The sequence below is a fragment of the Microbacterium sp. Bi121 genome, from assembly GCF_918698005.1.
Taxonomy (GTDB): Bacteria; Actinomycetota; Actinomycetes; order Actinomycetales; family Microbacteriaceae; genus Microbacterium.
This window is the reverse complement of the sequence record NZ_CAKKLJ010000004.1, coordinates 145957-167814: the sequence shown is the minus strand read 5'-3', so window position 1 is coordinate 167814 and position 21858 is coordinate 145957. Positions and strand designations below refer to the sequence as shown.

General features: G+C 67.5%; 19 protein-coding genes. 13 read left to right on the top strand and 6 right to left on the bottom strand.

Features of this window, described 5'->3' with window-relative positions; genetic code table 11:
* Positions 1-98 precede the first annotated feature (98 nt).
* From LQZ87_RS07865 to LQZ87_RS07850, 4 genes are read left to right on the top strand one after another with little or no spacing between them, the layout of a single operon-like run.
* Positions 99-695: a ComEA family DNA-binding protein gene (locus LQZ87_RS07865; protein ID WP_230102914.1), complete on the top strand. Its 597-nt coding sequence runs from the start codon at positions 99-101 to the stop codon at positions 693-695.
* On the top strand, positions 692-3034 hold the full coding sequence (locus tag LQZ87_RS07860) for a ComEC/Rec2 family competence protein (protein WP_230102913.1): 2343 nt from the start codon (positions 692-694) through the stop codon (positions 3032-3034). The genes LQZ87_RS07865 and LQZ87_RS07860 overlap by 4 nt, the downstream gene beginning before the upstream one ends.
* 10 nt (positions 3035-3044) lie before the next feature.
* Positions 3045-4097: a DNA polymerase III subunit delta gene (gene holA / locus LQZ87_RS07855; protein ID WP_230102912.1), complete on the top strand. Its 1053-nt coding sequence runs from the start codon at positions 3045-3047 to the stop codon at positions 4095-4097.
* Positions 4098-4146: 49 nt separating this feature from the next.
* A complete protein-coding gene (locus LQZ87_RS07850; protein WP_230102911.1) occupies positions 4147-4830 on the top strand; it encodes a histidine phosphatase family protein in 684 nt (227 codons plus the stop codon).
* 55 nt (positions 4831-4885) lie between these two features.
* Here LQZ87_RS07850 and rpsT read toward each other — a convergent pair whose 3' ends face one another.
* Positions 4886-5146 (bottom strand): 30S ribosomal protein S20, encoded by a 261-nt coding sequence (gene rpsT / locus LQZ87_RS07845; protein ID WP_230102910.1) that lies wholly within the window; start codon positions 5144-5146, stop codon positions 4886-4888.
* A 198-nt stretch (positions 5147-5344) separates the two neighbouring features.
* On the opposite strand from rpsT, the gene LQZ87_RS07840 reads away from it, so the two are divergent.
* Positions 5345-6694: a GH1 family beta-glucosidase gene (locus LQZ87_RS07840; RefSeq protein WP_230102909.1), complete on the top strand. Its 1350-nt coding sequence runs from the start codon at positions 5345-5347 to the stop codon at positions 6692-6694.
* On the top strand, positions 6691-7983 hold the full coding sequence (locus tag LQZ87_RS07835; RefSeq protein WP_230102908.1) for an MFS transporter: 1293 nt from the start codon (positions 6691-6693) through the stop codon (positions 7981-7983). Before LQZ87_RS07840 ends, LQZ87_RS07835 begins: the two co-directional genes overlap by 4 nt.
* On the opposite strand, the gene LQZ87_RS07830 is transcribed toward LQZ87_RS07835, so the two are convergent.
* From LQZ87_RS07830 to LQZ87_RS07810, 5 genes are all read right to left on the bottom strand, one after another.
* Positions 7907-8656: an alpha/beta hydrolase gene (locus LQZ87_RS07830; RefSeq protein ID WP_230102907.1), complete on the bottom strand. Its 750-nt coding sequence runs from the start codon at positions 8654-8656 to the stop codon at positions 7907-7909. The genes LQZ87_RS07835 and LQZ87_RS07830 overlap by 77 nt on opposite strands.
* 68 nt (positions 8657-8724) lie before the next feature.
* Positions 8725-10431, bottom strand: a complete 1707-nt coding sequence (locus tag LQZ87_RS07825) for an ABC transporter family substrate-binding protein (protein ID WP_230102906.1) — start codon at positions 10429-10431, stop codon at positions 8725-8727.
* A gap of 131 nt (positions 10432-10562) precedes the next feature.
* Positions 10563-12491, bottom strand: coding sequence for an ABC transporter ATP-binding protein (locus tag LQZ87_RS07820; RefSeq protein ID WP_230102905.1), 1929 nt, complete (start codon positions 12489-12491; stop codon positions 10563-10565).
* On the bottom strand, positions 12488-13414 hold the full coding sequence (locus LQZ87_RS07815) for an ABC transporter permease (protein WP_230102904.1): 927 nt from the start codon (positions 13412-13414) through the stop codon (positions 12488-12490). The genes LQZ87_RS07820 and LQZ87_RS07815 overlap by 4 nt, the downstream gene beginning before the upstream one ends.
* Before the next feature lie 2 nt (positions 13415-13416).
* On the bottom strand, positions 13417-14400 hold the full coding sequence (locus tag LQZ87_RS07810; protein WP_230102903.1) for an ABC transporter permease: 984 nt from the start codon (positions 14398-14400) through the stop codon (positions 13417-13419).
* 234 nt (positions 14401-14634) lie between these two features.
* Here LQZ87_RS07810 and lepA point away from each other — a divergent pair, with 234 nt between their 5' ends.
* Genes lepA through LQZ87_RS07775 form a run of 7 tightly spaced genes read left to right on the top strand, consistent with a single transcriptional unit; the run spans position 14635 to position 21849 of the window.
* On the top strand, positions 14635-16485 hold the full coding sequence (gene lepA / locus LQZ87_RS07805; protein WP_230102902.1) for a translation elongation factor 4: 1851 nt from the start codon (positions 14635-14637) through the stop codon (positions 16483-16485).
* Positions 16486-16536: 51 nt separating this feature from the next.
* Positions 16537-17190, top strand: a complete 654-nt coding sequence (locus LQZ87_RS07800; protein WP_230102901.1) for a DUF1990 family protein — start codon at positions 16537-16539, stop codon at positions 17188-17190.
* Positions 17190-18407 carry a radical SAM family heme chaperone HemW gene (gene hemW, locus LQZ87_RS07795; RefSeq protein WP_230102900.1) on the top strand — a complete coding sequence of 406 codons (1218 nt, stop codon included), beginning with the start codon at positions 17190-17192 and terminating at the stop codon, positions 18405-18407. The genes LQZ87_RS07800 and hemW overlap by 1 nt, the downstream gene beginning before the upstream one ends.
* Positions 18408-18464: 57 nt before the next feature.
* Positions 18465-19499, top strand: coding sequence for a heat-inducible transcriptional repressor HrcA (gene hrcA / locus LQZ87_RS07790; RefSeq protein ID WP_230102899.1), 1035 nt, complete (start codon positions 18465-18467; stop codon positions 19497-19499).
* A 40-nt stretch (positions 19500-19539) separates the two neighbouring features.
* On the top strand, positions 19540-20655 hold the full coding sequence (gene dnaJ / locus LQZ87_RS07785) for a molecular chaperone DnaJ (RefSeq protein WP_290368256.1): 1116 nt from the start codon (positions 19540-19542) through the stop codon (positions 20653-20655).
* 38 nt (positions 20656-20693) lie between these two features.
* Positions 20694-21446 (top strand): 16S rRNA (uracil(1498)-N(3))-methyltransferase, encoded by a 753-nt coding sequence (locus LQZ87_RS07780; protein WP_230102897.1) that lies wholly within the window; start codon positions 20694-20696, stop codon positions 21444-21446.
* Between the two features lie 55 nt (positions 21447-21501).
* Entirely contained in the window at positions 21502-21849 is a 348-nt protein-coding gene (locus LQZ87_RS07775; RefSeq protein ID WP_230102896.1) for an HIT domain-containing protein, read from the top strand.
* The last annotated feature ends 9 nt before the right edge of the window (positions 21850-21858 follow it).

Here is a 21858-nt window from a genome sequence, read left to right as displayed (position 1 = left end):
GCGGAGCCGCTCTGCACATCCGGCACGAACCACGGGTTCTTCACCGAACCGGCTGTTCACGGCATCCGACGATTCCTGACCCGTCCTAGCGTTGCGGGGTGCCAGCGACTGAAACCGCGTCCGCTCCACGTGCGCGTCTGCGGCTGAGCATCGGCGCGGCCGTCGTGCTCGGCCTCGTCGTGCTGTCGGGTGCCGTGGGGCTCGGGATCATGCGCGGGCAGGCGCAGCCGACGCAGACCGTGCAGATCGACGCATCCGACGGCGAGGTCACCGCGGGCGGCGAGCTGTACGTGCACGTGCTCGGGCAGGTTTCGCATCCAGGATTGTACGTACTCGAGCCCGATGCCAGGGTCGTCGATGCGCTTGCAGCTGCCGGAGGCACGCTCGACGACGCCGATCTTCAGGCGGTGAACCTCGCGCGTCTGCTCAGCGACGGCGAACAGCTCGTCGTCCCGGTGGCCGGAGCAGTCGAGGACGGAGGCGGATCGGAACCCGTCGGCGATGGACTCATCGACCTCAACAATGCCGACCAGGCCGCGTTGGAGACGCTGCCGCGCATCGGGCCAGCCATAGCCCAGCGCATCATCGACTGGCGGGAGACGAACGGACGGTTCGGTTCCGTCGATGACCTGCTCGCCGTGCCGGGGATCGGCGAGAAGCTTCTGGCAGGCTTGCGCGATCTGGTGCGGGTGTGAACGGCGCGACGCGGGTGCGCGACCTGCGGCTGGTGCCGCTCGCCCTCTTCGTGTGGGGTGTCGCCCTGGTCTGCGTGTTCGTGCCGCAGGCGTCCTGGTGGTGCGCCGGTCTCGCGCTGGTCGGCGGGCTGTGGACGCTGTTTCTGATGTTCCGGCGGGGGCGAACGCGGGCACGCGGCGGCCTCGGGGCGGTCATCGTGCTGGGCATGGCCGCAGCCGCGATGACAGCGGGCTTCGCCGTGCCGCAGCGAGACGCTGCAGCAGAACTCGACGGACGCGTGATCGAGATGATCGGCGAGATCACCTCGTCGGCCTCGGTAGGCAGCGACGGCCGACTGTGGTTCGACGTGCAATCCGTCAGGGCGGGCGCGCTGGGGTCACCGGAGTCGCTCGCTGTGCCGATGCGGGTCGGGGTCGAACCGGAGCCGGGGTTCGACCTGGGAGCGGTCATCCGCGTCACCGGGGATGCGATGGCGACGGATGCGGGCGAGCGGGCTGCCGCGGTCGTGTTCGGGATGCGGGTGGAGATCCTGCAGCAGGCTCAGGGTGTCTTCGGCATCGCCGCGCGGGTGCGTGAGGACTTCGTGGAGCGCGCGACGCGGCTGCCCGAACCGGGCGCCGGCCTGTTGCCGGGGCTCGCCGTCGGCGACACGCGTGCGGTGTCGGAAGAGCTCGGCGCGGCGATGCTCACGAGCGGGCTGAGTCACCTCACCGCCGTCTCCGGGGCGAACTGCGCGATCGTCGTCGGTGCCGTGTTCTGGCTGGTGGGACTGTGCGGCGGCGGACGAGGATCGCGCGTCGTGCTCGCGCTGACTGCTCTGACCGCGTTCGTGGTGCTCGTGACACCGGAGCCGAGCGTGATCCGCGCTTCGGTGATGGCGGCTCTGGCGATGCTGACGCTGCTGTGCGGCAGACCGAGTGCCGGCATCAGCGTGCTGTGCCTTGCCGTGACAGGCATCCTCGTCTCGGATCCGTGGCTCGCGACGACGCCGGGCTTCGCGCTCTCCGCGGCAGCCACCGCTGCGCTCATCGTTCTCGCCCCGCCGCTCGCGCGCGGGATGTCGCGGTGGATGCCGCAGCCCCTCGCTCTCGCCGTCGGGATCCCCGTGGCGGCGCAGCTCGCATGCGGACCGATCATCGCCCTGTTCGCCGAGCAGCAATCGATCATCGGCATCCCGGCGAACATGCTCGCCGACCCCGCCGCTCCCATCGCGACCGTGGTCGGTCTGCTCGCCTGTCTCGCGGCGCCCATTCCTCCGCTCGCGGATCTGTTCGCGGCATCCGCCTGGCTCCCAGCGGCCTGGATCGCGACGACCGCGACCGTGTCGGCCGCCGTCCCCGGCGGTACCGCCCTCGTCGTCCCCGGTATCGGCGCTGCGCTCCTGGTGGCCGTGCTGAGCACGGCGATCGGCGTCGTGCTCGCCGGCCCCACCCCGTTCCAGGGGGCAGTCGGGCGCTGGTCGCGGCCGGCGTCGTTCGTCGTTCTCGTCATCGCCGGCGGACTGCTCGGTGCGCGGTTGCTGCTCACCGGGCCTCTGGTGGGAACCACGGTGCCGGATGACTGGTCGATCGCAGCGTGCGACGTCGGACAGGGGGATGGCCTCGTCGTGCGCTCGGAGGGTCGGATCGCGCTGATCGACACCGGCATGGAACCGGAGCCGATTCGATCGTGCCTCAGTGCGCTGGGAATCGAGCGCATCGACCTGCTGATCCTCACGCACTTCGACGCCGATCACGTCGGCGCCGCCGGGGCGCTCGTCGGGCGGGTCGACGCCGTGCTGCACGGCCCCGTCTCGGCACCGGATGAAACACGGCTGCTCGACGAGCTGCATCGCGGCGGGGCGGAGGTCATCGGCGCATCCACCGGCATGCAGGGGTCCCTCGGCAGAGCGCGATGGCGCGTGCTGTGGCCGAGACCGAACTCGGCCGCGCTCCCCGCCGGCAACGACGCCAGTGTCGTCGTGGAGTTCGACGGCGGGGGCGTGCCCCGATCGCTCTTCCTCGGCGATCTGTCCGCAGTTCCGCAGCGGATGCTGGCACAGCAGCTGCGCGGCGCTTACGCGGTGGTGAAGGTGGCGCACCACGGGAGTGCCGACCAGGACCCTGCCCTGTATGCGCAGATCCGAGCGCGCATCGCGATCTTCAGCGCCGGCATCGACAACGACTACGGTCACCCGCGGCAGGAGACGATCGCCCTGACAGAAGCCGCAGGAGCGTTGAGCCTGCGCACGGACCTGCAGGGACGCATCCTGATCGGGCTCGATGACGATGAGCTCGTCGTCTGGACCGAGCGTGCAGACGCCCCCGCCGAGACGGCCGATGTCGACGACCCCGAGTAGGCTCGTATCCATGGCCGCTCCTCGTACCTCATCCCGTGGCGGCGCCGCACGGGGAGGCGCCAAGGCCACCAAGATCCCGCAGGTGCCATGGCGAGAGCCGCGACCCGCTCCGATCGTGCTCGTCTCCGGCCCGGAGGAGGTCTGCGCTGAGCGCGCCATCGCCGGCATCCGCGACTATCTGCGGGCGGAGGACCCGGCACTCGAGGTCAGCGACGTGCGCGCCGACGACTACGCGCCGGGCACGCTGCTGGCGCTGACCTCGCCCTCGTTGTTCGGCGAGCCGCGCCTGGTGCGGGTGGCGGGCGTCGAGCGCTGCACGGATGCTTTCATCCAGGAGGCAGTGTCCTACCTCGATCATCCGCAGGAGGGCGCGACGGTCATCCTCCGCCACACCGGTGCGAGCGTCCGCGGCAAGAAGCTGCTCGACGCCCTCCGATCCGGAACAGGCGGTGGCATCGAGATCGCGTGCCCGACGATCAAGCGGGACGGCGACCGCGTGGACTTCGCCGCGGGGGAGTTCGCAGCCGCCCGTCGCCGCATCGCGCCGAACGCTCTCCGTGCCCTGGTCTCAGCATTCGCCGATGATCTCACCGAGCTCGCCGCCGCCTGCCAGCAGCTCATCCGCGATGTCGAGGGCGACATCTCCGAAGACACCGTCACGAAGTACTACGGCGGCCGGGTCGAGATCTCAGCTTTCGTCGTCGCGGACACGGCGATCGCCGGTCGTTACGGCGAGGCGCTCGTCGCTCTGCGGCACGCGCTCGACTCCGGTGCCGACCCCGTGCCCATGGTCGCGGCATTCGCGATGAAGCTGCGCACGATGGCGCGAGTCGCAGGGCAGCGCGAACCGAGCCGCAGTCTCGCGCAGCGCCTGGGCATGAAGGATTGGCAGGTCGACCGCGCGCGCCGCGATCTCAGCGGTTGGAACGAGCGGTCCCTCGGGCTCGCCATCCAGGCGACCGCCAGGGCGGACGCCGAGGTCAAGGGTGCCGCGCGTGATCCGATCTTCGCGCTCGAGCGCATGGTCACCGTGATCGCGACCCGCGCTCCCTTCGGGGAGTGACCTCCCGCACAGCATCCTGGGCCGACGGACCGCCGCTTAGGCTGGCGGTATGCGACTCCTTCTGATCCGGCACGGCCAGACCCCCAGCAACGTGATCGGAGCCCTCGACACCGCACGCCCTGGTGCGGGCCTCAGCGCCCTCGGTCAGGCACAGGCCGCGGCGATTCCGCGAGTCCTCGAGAGCGAGCGGATCGACGGGCTGTACGCCTCCGTGCTGACACGGACTCAGCTCACAGGTCGGCCTCTCGCCAGGGCCCGTGGCCTCGACATCCGAGTCCGCGAGGGGCTCGAGGAGATCTCGGCGGGCGACTTCGAGATGCGCAACGACGCGGAGGCCGTCCAGGCGTACGTCACGGCGGGGTGGAGTTGGATCCGGGGTGATCTCGCGCACGCGGTCTCCGGCGGCGAGACGGGGCACGATTTCTTCGCCCGCTACGACGCGGCGATCGCGGAGATCGCAGAGCAGCACGAGACGGCTGCTGTCGTCAGCCACGGTGCGGCGATCCGTGTCTGGGCGGCACGGACAGCCGCGAACGTCGATGATGAGACCGCCGCGCACCGGCGACTGCACAACACCGGCATGTGCGTTCTCGAGGGCGACCCGGACAGCGGCTGGGAGCTGCGCGAGTGGCGCGAAGACCCTCTCGGAGGCATCGACCTCGAAGACCAGCTCGCCCACGACGTCACCGGCGAGCCGGAAGAGGCCGAAGCGGTGATCGAGTCGCAGTCCTAGGAAACACTGGAGGCCCGCCCCGCGAACGGGACGGGCCTCCAGGGATGACTTCAGCTCAGAGAGCGGCGACCTGCTTGGCGATCGAGGACTTGCGGTTCGCAGCCTGGTTCTCGTGGATGACGCCCTTGCTGACGGCCTTGTCGAGCTTCTTCGAGGTGACCTTCAGCGAAGCCTCTGCGGCGGCCTTGTCGCCGTTGGCGATGGCCTCGCGAGTGCTGCGGACGAGGGTCTTGAGCTCGGACTTCACAGCCTTGTTGCGGATGCGAGCCTTCTCGTTGGTCTTGTTGCGCTTGATCTGCGACTTGATGTTTGCCACGCGTGGAAGCTTTCGTTCAGTGATGGATGGGAAGTGTCGTGGGCAGGAAGAGGGCTGCCGTCCGACGGTCGTGAGGGACGAACCCACACGCAAGCCAAGAATCGAGTCTACCAGGTCTGCGCGCGATCCATTGCGCGTCGCTCGCGCTGGGCGATTCGGATGCGGCAAGCTGGGCGTACCCGAGCGAAGGAGCTCCGAATGGCGGATGCGTCGACCCTGAGTCCCCGTGTGCCCCCTGGGGTGCGATGGTCAGCCGCCACGGCGGCGTTTCAGATCGAAGGCGCCCGCGCAGCGGATGGCCGCGGCCGCTCGATCTGGGACGACTTCGTCGAGACCGCAGGGCGGATCCGAGACGGTTCGACGGCCGAACCAGGGCCGGACAGCTATCACCGCAGCGACGAGGACATCGCCCTGCTGCGCGATCTCGGAGTCGATCGGTACCGGTTCTCGATCTCGTGGGTGCGGGTGCAGCCGGACGGCGTCGGACCGGCCTCCGCGCCCGGCCTCGCGTACTACGACCGCCTGGTCGACGGTCTGCTGGAGGCCGGGATCACGCCGTTCCCGACGCTCTACCACTGGGATCTGCCCGTCGACCTCGAGGTGCAGGGCGGTTGGCTCGTACGCGACACAGCCGAACGTTTCGCAGCCTACGTCGATGTCGTCGCAGCGAGCCTCGGCGATCGGGTGAAGAACTGGTACACGATCAACGAACCCGTCTCGACGACGCTGCAGGGCTACGCGATCGGAGCGCTCGCGCCGGGTCGGCAGCTGCTGTTCGACTCCCTCCCCACCGTGCACCACCAGCTGCTCGCACACGGCCGCGCCGTCGCCGCTCTCCGCGCACGAGGAGCCGAGTCAGTGGGCATCGTGAACAACCACACCGAGGTGCGCCCGGCATCGGAGTCGGACGCGGATCTCACGGCAGCGCACGTGTACGACCTCATCCACAACCGTCTGTTCGCAGATCCGGTTCTCACGGGGGAGTACCCCGATCTCTCAGCGCTCGGCGTCCGGATGCCGATCGGAGACGGCGATATGGACGCCATCGCCACGGCATCGGACTTCTACGGGGTGAACTACTACAACCCGACCACGATCGCCGCCGCACCCGAAGGGTCGCCGGTGCCGTTCGCACAGGTCGCGACGCCCGGACTCGAGCACACCGGCTTCGGCGAGCTGTGGCCGATCGCACCCGAGGGTCTCACCGCGTTCCTCGTCGACGCCGGACAGCGGTACGGCGATGCGTTGCCGCCGATCATCATCGGTGAGAACGGCGCCTCGTTCCCCGAACCCGATCAGGTCGACGGCCCGCTCGACGATGACCGGCGGATCGCCTATCTCGCCAGGCACATCGATGCCGTGGGGGATGCCGTCGCTCAGGGTGTCGACGTCGAGGAGTACACGGTGTGGAGCCTGCTCGACAACTTCGAATGGGCAGACGGCTTCACGCAGCGGTTCGGGCTCGTGCACGTCGATCACGCGAGCTCCCGACGCACGCCGAAAGCGTCGTTCGGCTGGTACCGCGACCTGATCGCGGGTGCCCGGTGAACGCCCTCGCGCCGCGCGGCGGACGCGTGGACGGACTCTGGCTGACGCTGTTCGGCGTGGCCTGGCTCGCCGTCTGGACGGTGCAGCTCACGCCGGTGCAGCTTCTGCTGCCTCTGCAGCTGGACACGCCTGGCGGGCCGAGTGACTGGATCACCGGAGTCATCTGGTCCGGACTCATCCTCTCGATCGGAGGCCTGGCCGGTGTGATCGCCGGCCCGCTGGCCGGGATGCTGTCCGACCGGACGACGTCGCGCTGGGGGAGGCGGCGCCCGTGGGCGATCGGGGGAACGATGCTGACCGCCGCCTCTCTTCTGCTGACCGGCGCGGCGAGTGACCCGGTTGGCGTCGGTGCAGCCTGGATCGGCGTGTCCGTCGGCATCGCCGTGCTCTCAGCGGCGTTGACGGCGATGATCGCCGATCAGGTGTTCGCGCAGCGCGGCACGGCATCTGCGCTGGTCAGTTCGGCGCAGGCCGTCGGCATCGTCGTAGGCGTCGGCGCCGTCGTTCTGCTCGGCCTCGGCATCGGCGCGAGCTATGTGGCGCTGGCGGGCTTCATCCTCGTCATCGGCGTCGGCACCGCGCTGATCCTGCCCGATCCGCAACCCGCAGTGCGGGTTGCGTCCGCCCACGCTGGCGCGGAGCGACCGACATGGCGACACCGGCTCGGCGCCCTGCAGGACAGGGACTTCGGATGGGTGCTCGCCAGCCGCCTGACGGTGAACCTCGGAAACGCCCTGGGAACGGCGCTGCTGTTGTTCTTCCTGCTCTACGGCGTCGGCTCTCCGGCCGAGAGCGCCGAGGACGACCTGCTGGTGCTCATCGTGATCTACACGATCTTCGTGGTGGTGGCATCCCTCATCGCCGGAGCGATCTCGGACCGCACGGGCAGACGCAAGTCCATCGTCATCATCGCCGCGCTCATCCAGGCGCTGTCGGCGGTCATGATCCTGGTGTCTCCCACGTTCATCGGCACCGCGATCGCCGCCGCCGTCATGGGCGTCGGGTACGGCGCCTACATGGCGGTGAGCCTGGCGTTCGCGACGGATCTGCTGCCGCGTCCTGAGCACCACGCCCGCGACCTGGGAGTCGTGAACGTCTCGGCGAGCCTCGGTCAGCTGCTCGGGCCGCTGCTCGGTGCGGGCCTTGTCGCACTCGTCGGCGGATTCTGGCTGCTGTTCCTGGCAGCCGGTGTGCTGTCGGTGCTCGGTGCGATCATGACGGTCGCGGTGCGTCCTGCACGGGCGCCTTCTGATCCAGCGTCGCGATCGCCACATCCAACAGAGCGTTGAACACGCGGGGCCGCATGGCCGTGACGAGGTGTGAGGTCCGTGGCACCACGATGAGCTCGGAGTGCGGGGCGAGCCGACGGAACAGGCGCTCCTGCATCCGCAGCTGATCGAACTGACCGTTGATCCACCACACCGGCATCGTCAGGCGCTCAAGGTCCGCGGCCAGGTCCAGTGCGCCCAGACTCCCGAGAGCGATGTCCTGGGCATCCAGCGCGTAACCGCCTGCCGCGAAGTCCGGCCGCGTCGCCTCGGGGATCGTCGCCCGGAGCACGCGGTTGGTGAGCCACATGCCACGGTCCGGCAGGGAGTCGAATGCACGCGCGAGCGTGCGATAGGTGGCAAGGCCCGCACCGCGGGGGAACGCCGTGCACGATGCGCCGATGAACGCGGACACCGGGGGAGCGGCCTCCGATCCGGCGTACGCCACAGACACCAGGCCGCCCATGGAGTGCCCTGCGAGCAGCACGGGGCCTCGCGTCGCGGCATCCCGCACCGCATCGTCGATGGTCGTGAACGCGCCGTCCAACGTGAAGGTCTCGGCCATGCGCGAGCCGTGTCCTGGCAGATCCACCGCTTCCGCAGAGATGTCCCGTTCGGCGAGGTGGGCGAGTTGCGAACGCCACATGGTGCGCGACGTGCGGATGCCGTGCACGAGGACGACCTGGACGTTCATGGTCACAGCATACGAAGAAGCGGGGCCGCAGGAAGAACCTGCGACCCCGCCTCTTCTGTCAGAAGTGCTTACTTCTCCCAGCCCACGTTCTCCACCGGCTGGACGCCGAAGCCGTCCAGGCCCACGTAGGGCTCAGGGGTGAGGTTCGCAAGACCGGTCTTGACTGCCGAGATCGACGGACCGTTGTAGAGCGGGATGAGGCCCCACTCCTGGAAGATCTCCGCCTCGAGCTTCATGGCCGCAGCCGTCTGCTCGTCAGCGGTCGGCAGGGACTCGACCTCATCGTGGATGCGCTGGTCGGTCTCCTCGTTCTGAACACCCGAGAGGTTCAGGCCCATGTCCATGCAGTACAGCTGGCAGAACCAGGCGGCACCGAACGGGTCGGACGAGGTGAAGCGCAGCGACGAGACGTCCCAGTTCTTCGAGGTGTAGTCGGCCGAGAAGTCGGTCGACGGGCGGATGTCGATCTGAAGGTCGATGCCGACCTCCTTCATCTGCGCCTGCAGAGCCTTCGCGAGCGCCTCAGCGGTCGCGTCGTCGCTCCACACGGGGTAGACGACGGAGAGCTTCTCGCCGTCCTTCTCGCGGACACCGTCCTCGCCCTCGGCCCAGCCGGCGTCATCGAGAAGCTTCTTGGCTGCGTCGGGGTCGTACTTCCAGCCGGCCTCTTCCAGCGCGTTGGAGTAACCGGGCTGGAACGGGAACAGCGTGAGGGACCCTGCGGGCTCCTCTTCATAGTCCAGACCGTTCCAGGCGATCTCCTTCTGCTGGTCGATGTTGATCGCCTTGAAGAACGCCTCGCGGACCTTGACGTCCGAGAACTGCGGCTTGTCGGCGTCGACCTGGATCAGCGTGTTCGCGGTCTGCGTGGCACGGTAGATCGTGATGTCATCCATGTCCTTGACCTGCTCGAGGCGGTCCTTGGTGTTGACACCGACCATGTCGATCTCGTCAGCCTTGAAGGCGTTGATGGAAGCAGCGGCGTCCATACCCTGGAAGGAGACCTTGTCGAGCAGCGGCTCGTTGCCCCACCACTCCTCGTTCGGGACGAACGAGATGTAGTCGGAGTTCGCGTCGAACTCGTCGACCTTGTACGGACCGGCGCCCCACTCGGGGTGCGGGTTGTCGATCATGGCCGTGTTGAAGGTCTCGGGGTCGGCCAGGGCGGGGTGGATGATGCCCGTGAGGAACGGCATCTCCGGCCATGCGAACTCGCCGTCGAACGTCACGATCGCCGTCTTGGCGGAGTCGCCCTGCTCGACCGAGGTGATGGCCTTGTAGCCGTCGGTCGCGTTCGGGTTGAACGCCTCGTCGGTGCCGTTGTTGGCCTTCCACGTGGCCTCGATGGCGGTCCAATCCATGTCGGTGCCATCGTTCCAGTGCGCCTCATCCGTGAAGGTGAAGGTGATCTGGGTGTTGCCGTCGACCGTGTCGATCTTCCACTCGTCGAGGTACGCGTCGTTCTTGTACGGCGTTCCATCGGCTTCCTGCAACAGGATCTGCGGGGTGTACCACGCCGCGACGCGGGCAGTGTCAGCAGAACCGTCTCCGTTGAACGCGTTCAGCTGCTCCGGGATCTCGTTGATCGGGAAGCGAACCTCTCCGCCCGTCTGGAGCGCGTCGCGCTCCTGCGGGTTGTAGTCCGCCGCCTTGGTCTCGACGGGCTCATTGCCGCTGTCACCGTTGTCGTCTCCGGTGCCAGCTGCACAGCCCGCGAGGGCAAGTGCGAGGGCTCCGCTGAACGCGATCGCCCCCATCAGCTTGTGCTGCTTCATGGTGCTCCTTTCGCCTTTCGGCGTGTCATAAGGCGAGAATAGTTCGCACGGTCGCCGAAATGGCCTGCGCAGAGTGAATCGCGCCTAACTGTTATCGGACGGTGACCGAGCGTTACTGGCCGTTAACAATCTCAGTGCGCGACGGGCTCGGCCTGCATCGTGTCGGCGTTGAAGATCAGTCGCTCGCGGCTGCGTTCGATGTCGGGATCGGGCACCGGGATGGCCGAAAGCAGGGCCTGGGTGTACGGATGCTTCGGATTCTCGAAGATCTCGTCCACATCGCCGTGCTCGACGAAGTCGCCCAGGTACATGACTGCGACGCGATCGGCGATGTGCCGGATCACGGACAGATCGTGCGCGACGAACAGGTAGGAAAGGCCCAGCTTGACCTTCAGCTCGTCGAGAAGGTTGATCACGCCGGCCTGGATCGACACATCGAGAGCAGAGACCGGCTCGTCGAGCACGATGATCTTCGGGTTGGTCGACAGGGCGCGGGCGATGCCGATGCGCTGGCGCTGACCACCGGAGAACGCACCGGGGAAGCGATCGATGTGCGCCGGGTTGAGGCCGACGATGTCCATCAGCTCCTTGACGCGGCGGTGGACCTCGTCCTTCGGCGTGCCGATGGCGCGCAGCGGCTCGGCGATCACATCGGCGACGGTCATACGAGGGTCGAGGGCGCCCATCGGGTCCTGGAACACGATCTGGATGTCGCGTCGCACCTGTCGCTCGATCTTCCGGCTGGTGATGTCGTTCACGCTGGTGCCGTTGATGATGATGTCGCCGTCGTTCTGCTTGACCAGATCCATGATCTGCAGCAGGGTCGTGGTCTTGCCCGAACCGGACTCCCCGACGATCGCCATCGTCTCGCCTTCGCGGACATCGAAAGTGACGTTCTTGACAGCGTGGACCTCGCCCACCTTGCGCTTGAGGAACGCGCCCTTGAGAAGCGGGAACGACTTGTTCAGGTTGCGCACGTCGAGGGTGACCGGACGCTGCTCGCGCGGCGTGCGGGTCAGAGCGCTCTCGGGTGCCTCGCGGACCGGGTACACCGGCAGACCGCCGATGATGCCGCCGTCGGTGATCTCGTCTGCACGGATGCACGCCACCTGGTGTGCGGCGCCTGTGCCGGTGGCGACCTCGACGAGGTCGGGCTCGCGGGTTCGGCACGCGTCGATCGCGATCGGGCAGCGGTCGGCGAACGGGCAGGCGTCGGGGAGATTGATCAGCAGGGGAGGGTTGCCCTTGATCGGGACCAGCGGCTCCTTCTCGACCGTGTCGACGCGAGGGATGGCGCCGAGCAGACCGATCGAGTACGGCATCCGCGTGTGATGGAACAGCTCGCCGACCGGCGCGTGCTCGATCGGCTTGCCCGCGTACATCACCATGACGTCGTCCGCCATGCGCGCCACCACGCCCATGTCGTGGGTGATCATGATGGTCGCGGCGCCCGTCTCCTGCTGCGCCTTCTCGATCAGATCGAGGATCTGCGCCTGGATGGTGACGTCGAGAGCCGTGGTCGGCTCGTCGGCGATGATGAGCTTCGGATTGTTCGCCATCGCGATGGCGATGACCACGCGCTGGCGCATACCGCCGGAGAACTCGTGCGGGAAGCCCTTCATGCGCTTCTCCGGCTGCGGGATGCCGACGAGCGTCAGCAGCTCGATCGAGCGATCCCAGGCCTGCTTCTTGGTGAGGCCGCGGTGCACGGTGAGCGCCTCGATCAGCTGATCGCCGATCGTGAACACCGGGGTGAGCGAGGTCAGCGGGTCCTGGAAGATCATCGCGAGGCCGTTGCCGCGGATGACCGACATCTGCTTGTCCGACTTGCCCAGGAGCTCCTGGCCGTCGTAGATGATCGAGCCTGTGACCTTGGCGTTCTCATCGAGGAGGCCCATGATCGCGAGCGAGGTCACGGACTTTCCGGATCCGGACTCGCCGACGATGCCGAGGGTCTTTCCCTCTTCGAGGTCGAACGAGACGCCGCGGACGGCATCCACTCGTCCTGCTTCCGAGGCGAAGCTGACCTTGAGATCGCGAACCGAGATGATGGCGCTCATGCGCGGCCTCCTGCAGCAGAGGTGGGATCGAGGGCGTCGCGCAGACCGTCGGACACGAGTGCCATCGAGACGGTGAGCAGCGTCAGCGCCGCAGCGGGGAAGTAGAAGAGCCAGGGTGCGCTCGTGATGGTGTTCGCGCCGGAGCCGATCAGCGAGCCGAGCGACACATCGGGGATCTTCACACCGAAGCCGATGAACGACAGCCCCGTCTCGGCCATCACGGCCCCGACGATGCCGAGCGTGAAGTTGATGACCAGCAGAGAGCCGATGTTCGGGATCAGGTGGCGGAGCACGATCTTGAAGCCTCCCACGCCCATGTAGCGCGAAGCGTGCACGTACTCGCGCTCGCGCAGGGAGAGCGCGGTGGTCCACACGACGCGGGCCGGGAAGTACCAGCCCGTCACGAAGATCATGATCAGTGCGATCACTCGCCAGTCACCACCGGAGCGGTTGGAGAGCAGCGAGAGGATGAGGAAGCTGGGGACCACCATCATGAAGTGGATCACCAGGAGGGTGATCTTCTCGGTGCGGCCGCCGAAGTACGCGGCGGCCGTGCCGATGATCGCCGAGAGGATCGTCGTTCCCAGCGAGACCGAGACGGCGATCATGAGCGAGCGCTGCAGGCCGATGGCGACCTGGGCGAACGTGTCGTTGCCCGAGGCCGTCGTGCCGAACCAGTGCTCCGCCGACGGCGGACTTCCCAGGTTCAGGAAGTCGAGCTCGATGTGGTCGTACTTCGCGATGAGCGGTCCGACGATCGCGAAGACCACGAGCAGCAGGAAGATGATGATGCCGCCGACGGCGGGCTTGTTGCGCATGAAGCGCCGGGTGTACAGCGTCCACTTCGACAGCGGCTTGCCGCCCGAGGTCTTCTCGGGCGCGGGGTCTGCGACGGTGACGGTGGGGTCGATCATCTCACTCATGCTCAGCTCACCCTCACTCGCGGGTCGAGGACCACGACGATGATGTCGGAAAGGATCGCGCCGATGGCGACCATGACGGCGCTGAACGCGGCGACAGCCACCACACCGTTGATATCGCTCTTGACGATCGTCTCGATGAAGTACTTGCCCATGCCGTTCCAGGCGAAGATCGTCTCGGTCAGGATCGCGCCGGTGAAGATTCCGGGGATGCTGAACGCGACCTGGGTCGCCACCGGGATGAGCGACGTGCGCAGCGCGTGCTTGCGGATGGCCTGCTGCTTGGTCAGGCCCTTCGCGCGTGCGGTGCGCACGTAGTCGGCGTTGATGTTGTCCAGCAGCAGGGTGCGCTGCAGGAAGTGCGTGCCGGCGTAGCCGGTGATCACCAGCGCGATGGTCGGCAGCGTGACGTGCTGAAGCTTGTCTATGAGGACCGGGAAGAAGCCCTCCACCCCCTTGCTCGAGGAGCCGGTGACGAAGAAGATGCGCGCGTCGAACAGATCGTTGATCGCGATCGCCAGCAGAACGAGGCCGAGGGCCGCGACGATGACGTTGATGTTCATCGTGATGATCGAGGTCGCCTGGCCGATGCGGTCGGCGAGCTTGTACTGGCGGGATGCGGTGTAGACGCCGAGCGCGATGCCGAGCACGGTCATGATCACCGTGGCGCCGAGCACGAGCTCTGCGCTGACCCACATGCGGTAGCCGATCTGCTCGTTGATCGAGCCGCCGGTGGGGCTCACGCCCCAGTCCCAGCGGAAGAGGATGGAGCTGAACCAGTTCCACCATCGCTCCCAGATCGGGACGGTGTCACTGAGGTTGCGTGGCTTCAGGAGGTTGACGATCTGCTCTTCGCTGAGCGGAGGGCGTCGACCGACGAAGTTGTTCCGGGGGTTGAGGAAGCCCCAAGCCAGGAAGAACGTGATGTTGGTCGCCACCACGATCATCAGCAGCCAGCCGAGGAATCGGCGCAGGAGATACTTGATCAAGGGTGATGTCTTTCTCTTTGCAGGCGCGCTCGGGATCGGCCGACGCAACGCTGAGTCGGATGTATTCAAACACCTCAGACTCGATTGTGCGAATGATCCTGCCGGCGACTGGCACGGAGTCGGGTTGCAACTGACACTCGGTTTCGCCGATCTGTGCAGGGCAACCTCGCGAGACTATCACCGGTTTTCCACGAATCGAGCATCAGGGTCCCCTGACCGTAGACTGCAGGAGACATGTCTCCACGCGCTCTCACTCCGCTCTCGCCTGCCGCGACGCCGCCGGCTCAGATTCGGAATTTCTGCATCATCGCCCACATCGATCACGGCAAGTCGACCCTCGCGGACCGCATGCTTCAGATCACCGGGGTGGTGTCCGACCGCGACATGCGCGCCCAGTACCTCGACCGGATGGACATCGAGCGCGAGCGCGGCATCACGATCAAGAGCCAGGCCGTTCGGATGCCGTGGGCAGCCGATGGCGAGACGTTCGCGCTGAACATGATCGACACACCCGGCCACGTCGACTTCACCTACGAGGTCTCGCGCTCTCTCGCCGCCTGCGAGGGAGCGATCCTCCTGGTGGACGCGGCGCAGGGGATCGAGGCGCAGACGCTCGCGAACCTCTACCTCGCACTCGAGAACGACCTCCACATCATCCCGGTGCTGAACAAGATCGACCTCCCTGCCGCCGACCCCGACCGTTTCGCCAAGGAGCTCGCAGACCTCATCGGCGGCAAGCCGGAGGACGTGCTCCGCGTGTCGGGCAAGACCGGCGTCGGCGTCGAGGAACTGCTCGACCGCATCATCCAGGACATCCCGGCACCGGTGGGGGACGCCGATGCTCCGGCGCGTGCGATGATCTTCGACTCGGTCTACGACGCGTACCGCGGTGTTGTGACCTACGTGCGCATGATCGACGGCAACCTCTCGCCGCGAGAGCGCATCCAGATGATGTCGACCCACGCGAACCACGAGCTTCTGGAGATCGGGGTGTCCAGCCCTGAGCCGATCCCGTCGAAGGGACTCGGCGTCGGCGAGGTGGGCTATCTCATCACCGGTGTGAAGGACGTCCGCCAGTCGAAGGTCGGCGACACCGTGACGACGAGCCGCGACGGCGCGACTGAGGCACTTGCCGGCTACACGGACCCGAAGCCCATGGTGTTCTCGGGCATCTATCCGATCGACGGCAGCGACTACGCGGAGCTGCGCGAGGCGCTCGACAAGCTGAAGCTGTCCGACGCCTCGCTGCAGTACGAGCCGGAGACCTCGGTGGCGCTCGGCTTCGGCTTCCGCTGCGGGTTCCTGGGACTGCTGCACCTCGAGATCATCACCGAGCGGCTCAGCCGCGAGTTCGGCCTCGACCTCATCACCACCGCGCCGAGCGTGATCTACGAGGTCACGACCGACACGGGTGAGGCCGTCACCGTCACGAACCCGAGCGAGTACCCGGACGGGCGAGTCGCTTCGGTCTCGGAGCCGATGGTGAAGACCGCGATCCTGCTGCCCAAGGACTATGTCGGCACCGTGATGGAACTGTGCCAGTCGCGTCGCGGGTCGCTGCTCGGGATGGAGTACTTCTCCGAGGAGCGCGTCGAGCTGCGGTACATGATGCCTCTGGGCGAGATCGTGTTCGACTTCTTCGACCACCTGAAGTCCAAGACGCAGGGCTACGCGAGCCTCGACTACGAGCCCGCGGGTCAGCAGGCTGCTGATCTGGTGAAGGTGGACGTCCTGCTGCAGGGCGACAAGGTCGACGCGTTCAGCGCGATCGTGCACCGCGACAAGGCCTACGCGTACGGCACTCTGATGACCGAGCGGCTGCGCAAGCTCATCCCTCGGCAGAACTTCGAGGTGCCGATCCAGGCCGCCATCGGCGCTCGGATCATCGCCCGCGAGACCATCCGCGCGCTCCGCAAGGACGTGCTCGCCAAGTGCTACGGCGGTGACATCAGCCGTAAGCGGAAGCTCCTCGAGAAGCAGAAGGAGGGCAAGAAGCGGATGAAGATGGTCGGTCGCGTCGAGGTCCCTCAGGAGGCGTTCATCGCAGCGCTCTCGGGCGACGTCGACGGCAAGGACAAGAAGTAGGGCGCGCCCCGTCCGGGGCGGCGTTCAGGTAACGCAAGTAGTCTGGATCTCATGCGGCGCGGGACTTTCCGAGACGACACGGTCGACTATGCGGCCGTCGGGGCAACGCATGCCCCTGACCTGATGCAGTATCCGCCGGAGCGCAGCATCCCGGCCGAGGAGACCTGGCGACTGGGCAGCGGCGAGGAGCGATTCCGCACCGCCGGCGACGCCCTCCTGTCGTGGACGGCGCAGCGTGCGGCGGGCCTGTCGGTCGAAGACGTGCGACCCGCGTCGGGTCCGGCCTACTCCGGTGTCGACTTCGACGCCGAGGGGAATCCGATCGCCCCCAGCAGGCGCGAAGTCGAACAGCGCTTCGACGCCGAGGGCACACCGTTCGCCGGCCCTGGCATGACCCTGCATCTGCGCGGCAGGATCTCCGGAATGCGCGCCGACGCGGAGCTGCGGGTGATCTCGGTCACGGAGGAAGCACGACGCATCGGCCTCGTGCTCGGAACCGTCGGCGGTTCGGTCGTGAGCGGCGAAGAGCTGTTCGACATCGCGTGGCATGAGGACACGGACGAGGTCTGGTTCACCGTTCGCGCCTTCGACGCGCCGAACTCCGTGACATACCGATTCCTGCCCTGGCTCATCAAGCGGCGCCGCAAGGAGCTGTTCGCACGCTATCTGCGTGCGATCTCTCCGCTGTACGCGACTCCGCTCTGATGGCCGGACCACTTCCGATCGGGGATCCGGCGCCGGTCGACGGCCGACTTCCGGTGGACCTCCCCGTCGACGCGAGCGTGCCGTTCTCGGCTTACCTGCATGTGCCGTTCTGCCGGGTCCGCTGCGGATACTGCGACTTCAACACCTACACGTCCAGTGAGCTGCGAGGAGCTCGGCAGGACGATTACGCGGATACTCTCGCAGCCGAGATCGAGCTCGCACATCGGGTGCTCGGGGAGGCCGGTGCGCTGCGCCCCATGGACACGGTGTTCTTCGGCGGCGGGACGCCGACTCTTCTGCCCCCGGGGGACCTCGCTCGGATGCTTGATGCCGCAGTCTCGGCGTTCGGCATCGCCCAGGGCGCAGAGGTGACGGTCGAGGCGAATCCCGACACGGTGACGCCGGCAGTCGCCAGGACGCTGGCGGATGCCGGTGTCACGCGGCTCTCGGTCGGGATGCAGTCGGCCGTGCCGCACGTGCTCGCCGCGCTCGACCGCACTCACCAGCCGGGCAACGTGCGCACGGCGGTGGATGCCGCGAAGGATGCTGGTCTCGCCGTCAGCGTGGACCTCATCTACGGGGCGCCCGGCGAGTCGCTCGCTGACTGGGAGGCGTCGTTGGATGCCGCGACCGGGCTCGAGTCCGATCACATCTCGGCGTACGCGCTCATCATCGAGGACGGCACCAAGCTCGCCAGGCAGATCCGCCGCGGCGAGGTGCCGGCGCCGGACGACGATCTGCAGGCGGACATGTACGAGCTGGCCGACGAGCGGCTGGCAGCCGCCGGGTTCGACTGGTACGAGGTCAGCAACTGGGCGCGCACCGTCGACCAGCGCTCGCGCCACAACCTGGCGTACTGGCGGGGGAGCGACTGGTGGGGCTTCGGTCCTGGTGCCCACAGCCACGTCGCAGGACTCCGCTGGTGGAACGTCAAGCACCCCGCGGCATATGCTCAGCGGCTCGCGGCATCCGAATCACCTGCGGCGGGCACGGAGCGGCCCGACGCCGAGTCGCACCTGCTGGAGCGCGTGCTGCTGGAGACACGACTCTCGGACGGCATGGCGATCGTCGATCTCCCGGAGGCGAATCGCACACGCGTGGCCGGCCTCATCGCCGACGGTCTCGTGGATGCGGGCGCGGCCATCTCGGGCCGGATCCGGTTGACCCTGAAGGGGCGGCTTCTCGCCGACGCCGTCGTCCGTGAGCTCACCGATTAGGTCAGCGAGTAGAATTGGCACTCGAAAGCTTCGAGTGCCAGCAGAGAGGAGTGCATGATGGTCAGCGAACGTGGGCTTCAAGTGCTCCGCGCGATCGTGCAGGACTACGTCGAGACGCACGAGCCCGTCGGCAGCAAGTCGATCGTCGACAGGCACTCCTTCGGCGTCTCGGCCGCGACCATCCGCAATGACATGGCGCTCCTCGAGGACGAGGAGCTCATCACGGCGCCGCACACGTCATCCGGTCGTGTGCCGACGGACAAGGGCTATCGCGTCTTCGTCAACCATCTCGCGCAGCTGCGGCCGCTCTCCGGCGCGCAGCGCAGTGCGATCGAGTCCTTCCTCGCCGATCCAGCCGATCTCGACGACCTCATGGTGCGAACCGTCCGGGTGCTCACACAGCTGACGGGGCAGGTCGCGCTCGCCCAGTACCCGTCGTTCGCGAGGGCGAACCTCACGCACATCGAACTCGTCCAGCTCGCCCCGAACCGCGTTCTCGTCGTGCTCGTCACCGACGCCGGCGGAGTCTCCCAGCGGATCGCCGTCCTGCCCGTCGACATCGACGACACGGATGTCGCCCTGCTCCGAGCCCGGCTGTCGGCGCTTCTGACCGGACAGACGGTTCGCGAGGCGACCGATCGGGTGCAGGCGCTCCTCGACGGGCCGGATGGCACAGCCACAGACAAGGCGATCCGACAGCTCGCCGGCATCATCGGCGAGGAGCTCGCCGAGTTCCGGCAGGAGCGTCTGGTGATGGCGGGCGCTGCGACTCTCGCCCGCCGGGAGCAGGACTTCCGCGGCAGCATCCATCCTCTGCTCGAGGCGATCGAGGAACAGGTGACGCTGCTGCGTCTCATGAGCGAGATGGTGACGGACGAACACGGACTGGCGGCCAGCATCGGCGCCGAGAACGAGGCGTTCGGCCTGCCGGAGGCATCCATCGTCGCCAGCAACTACCTGGCCCCAGGCGGCACCGCACGCGTCGGCGTGATGGGGCCGACGCGCATGGACTACCCGAGCAATCTCGCGGCAGCGCGGGCAGTGGCCCGCTACCTGTCACGACTGCTCGACGAAGACGAGGCGAGCCGCTGACCGGCTCCCGACAGAAGCACGCACACGCAGGAAGGTGATTGTGGCGGACCACTATGAGGTCCTCGGAGTGTCACGTGACGCATCGACGGACGAGATCAAGAAGGCGTACCGCAAGCTCGCACGCCAACTCCACCCCGATGTGAACCCGGGCGAGGACGCGGCCGAACGGTTCAAGCTCGTGACGCACGCCTATGACGTGCTCAGCGACGACGATTCCCGTCGTCGCTACGACATGGGCGGTGGAGACGGCGCAGCCGGCGGCGACTTCGGAGGATTCGGTGGCTTCGGCGACATCTTCGAGACGTTCTTCGGAGCCGCCCAAGGCGGCGGCCGCGGTGGTCGTCCGCGTTCGCGCAGAGAACGAGGACAGGACGCCCTGGTCCGCGTCACACTGGACCTGGGCGACGTCGTCTTCGGCGCCCACCGCGACATCGAGGTCGACACAGCTGTGCTGTGTCAGACGTGTCAGGGATCGTGCACGCAGCCGGGCACTCAGCCGGTGACGTGCGACATCTGCGGCGGCACAGGGCACGTGCAGCGTCAGGTTCGCAGCCTTCTCGGCAACGTCGTGACCTCGCAGCCGTGCGGCAGCTGCCAGGGCTACGGCACGGTCATCCCGCACCCCTGCGGCACATGCAACGGCCAGGGCCGGGTGCGCTCGCGCCGCACCGTCTCGCTCGACATCCCCGCGGGCGTCGAGACCGGACTCCGTCTGCAGCTGCCCGGATCGGGCGAGGTCGGTCAGGCCGGCGGCCCGAACGGCGACCTCTACGTCGAGGTGACGGTCTCACCGCATGCGGCGTTCAGCCGTGACGGCGACGACCTGCTCGCGACGCTCGAGGTGTCGATGGCTGATGCGATCCTCGGCACCGAGACGGCGATCGACGGACTGGACGGCAAGGTCGATCTGGAGATCCGACCCGGCGTGCAGTCCGGGGACGTGCTGACGATCAAGGGCCGCGGCATCACGCCGCTGCGCGGGAATCAGCGCGGAGACCTGCGGGTCGGGGTGCAGGTCGTCACGCCGACGAAGCTCGATTCGGCGCAGCGCGCGCTCATCGAGGACTTCGCAAAGAAGCAGAAGGCGCCCGATCCGCAGCTCGCCCAGTTCCAGCAGGGACTGTTCTCGAAGCTGCGCGATCGCTTCAAGCACTGACCGTCTCGCACTGACCGTCCCGGCCGATCGGAGTTCCTGTGGCACTGCACTTCCTCGTCGAGAGCTGCTCTGACGCCGCGGTCGGCGACATCGTCGAACTCGTCGGCGCCGAGGCGAAGCACGCGGCGGTGGTGCGACGTGTGCGCGTGGGGGAGTCCGTCACGCTCGGCGACGGTCGCGGCGTCTGGCTCGAGGGCGAGGTGCGGGATGCATCCCCGTCCCGCGTCGAGGTCGCGATCACGTCGCGCTCCGCGGCGGATGAGCCGGCTGTTCGGCTCGTCCTCGTCCAGGCGCTCGCGAAGGGCGAACGCGACGAGCTCGCCGTGCAGGCGGCGTGCGAGCTCGGGGTCGACGAGATCGTGCCGTGGCAGGCGTCCAGGAGCGTGTCTCGCTGGGAGGGTCCCAAGGCAGTCAAAGGCCGGGAACGCTGGGCGACTATCGTGCGGGAGGCGGCGAAGCAGGCGCACCGCACCTGGGTCCCCTCCGTCTCAGAGCCCGTGTCGACGGCGCAGCTGATCGCCCGTGCCGGCGACCAGCGGATGCTGGTGCTCGACCCCTCCGCGACGAATCGGCTGTCGGCGGTCACGGCCCAGGGCGATGCGGCACAGGACGATGCAGCACAGGACTTCCTGCTCATCGTGGGTCCGGAGGGCGGCATCAGTCCCGAGGAGCTCGTCAAGTTCGAGGAGGCGGGCGCCGAGCGGGTCCGGCTCGGCGACACCGTGCTGCGCACCTCGACTGCCGGTCCCGCAGCCATCGCCGTTCTCTCCGTGGCCCTCGGCCGCTGGTAGCGCGTTCGAGCGGATCCCCCGGCCGGGGCTGCACACGCTCGCCTAGAATGAGAGCATGACCGAACCCTCGATCTTCACTCGTATCCGCAACGGCGAGATCCCCGGTGAGATCGTGATCGACACCGGGACGGTCTTCGCGATCCGCGACATCGATCCGCAGGCTCCGCTGCACATGCTCGTCATCCCCAAGACCGAGCAGTACCGCGACGTCACGGAGCTCGCCGCCGGCGATCCTGGGCTGCTGGCCGAGATGGTGGCCGTCGCGAAGCAGATCGCCGATGAGCACGCGAACGGCGAGTATCGTCTGATCTTCAACAACGGACCCAGCGTCGCGCAGTCCGTCTTCCACGTGCACGCCCATGTGCTCGGCAATCTCGAGGAGAACAAGCTAGTTGGCTTCTGACGATTCGAA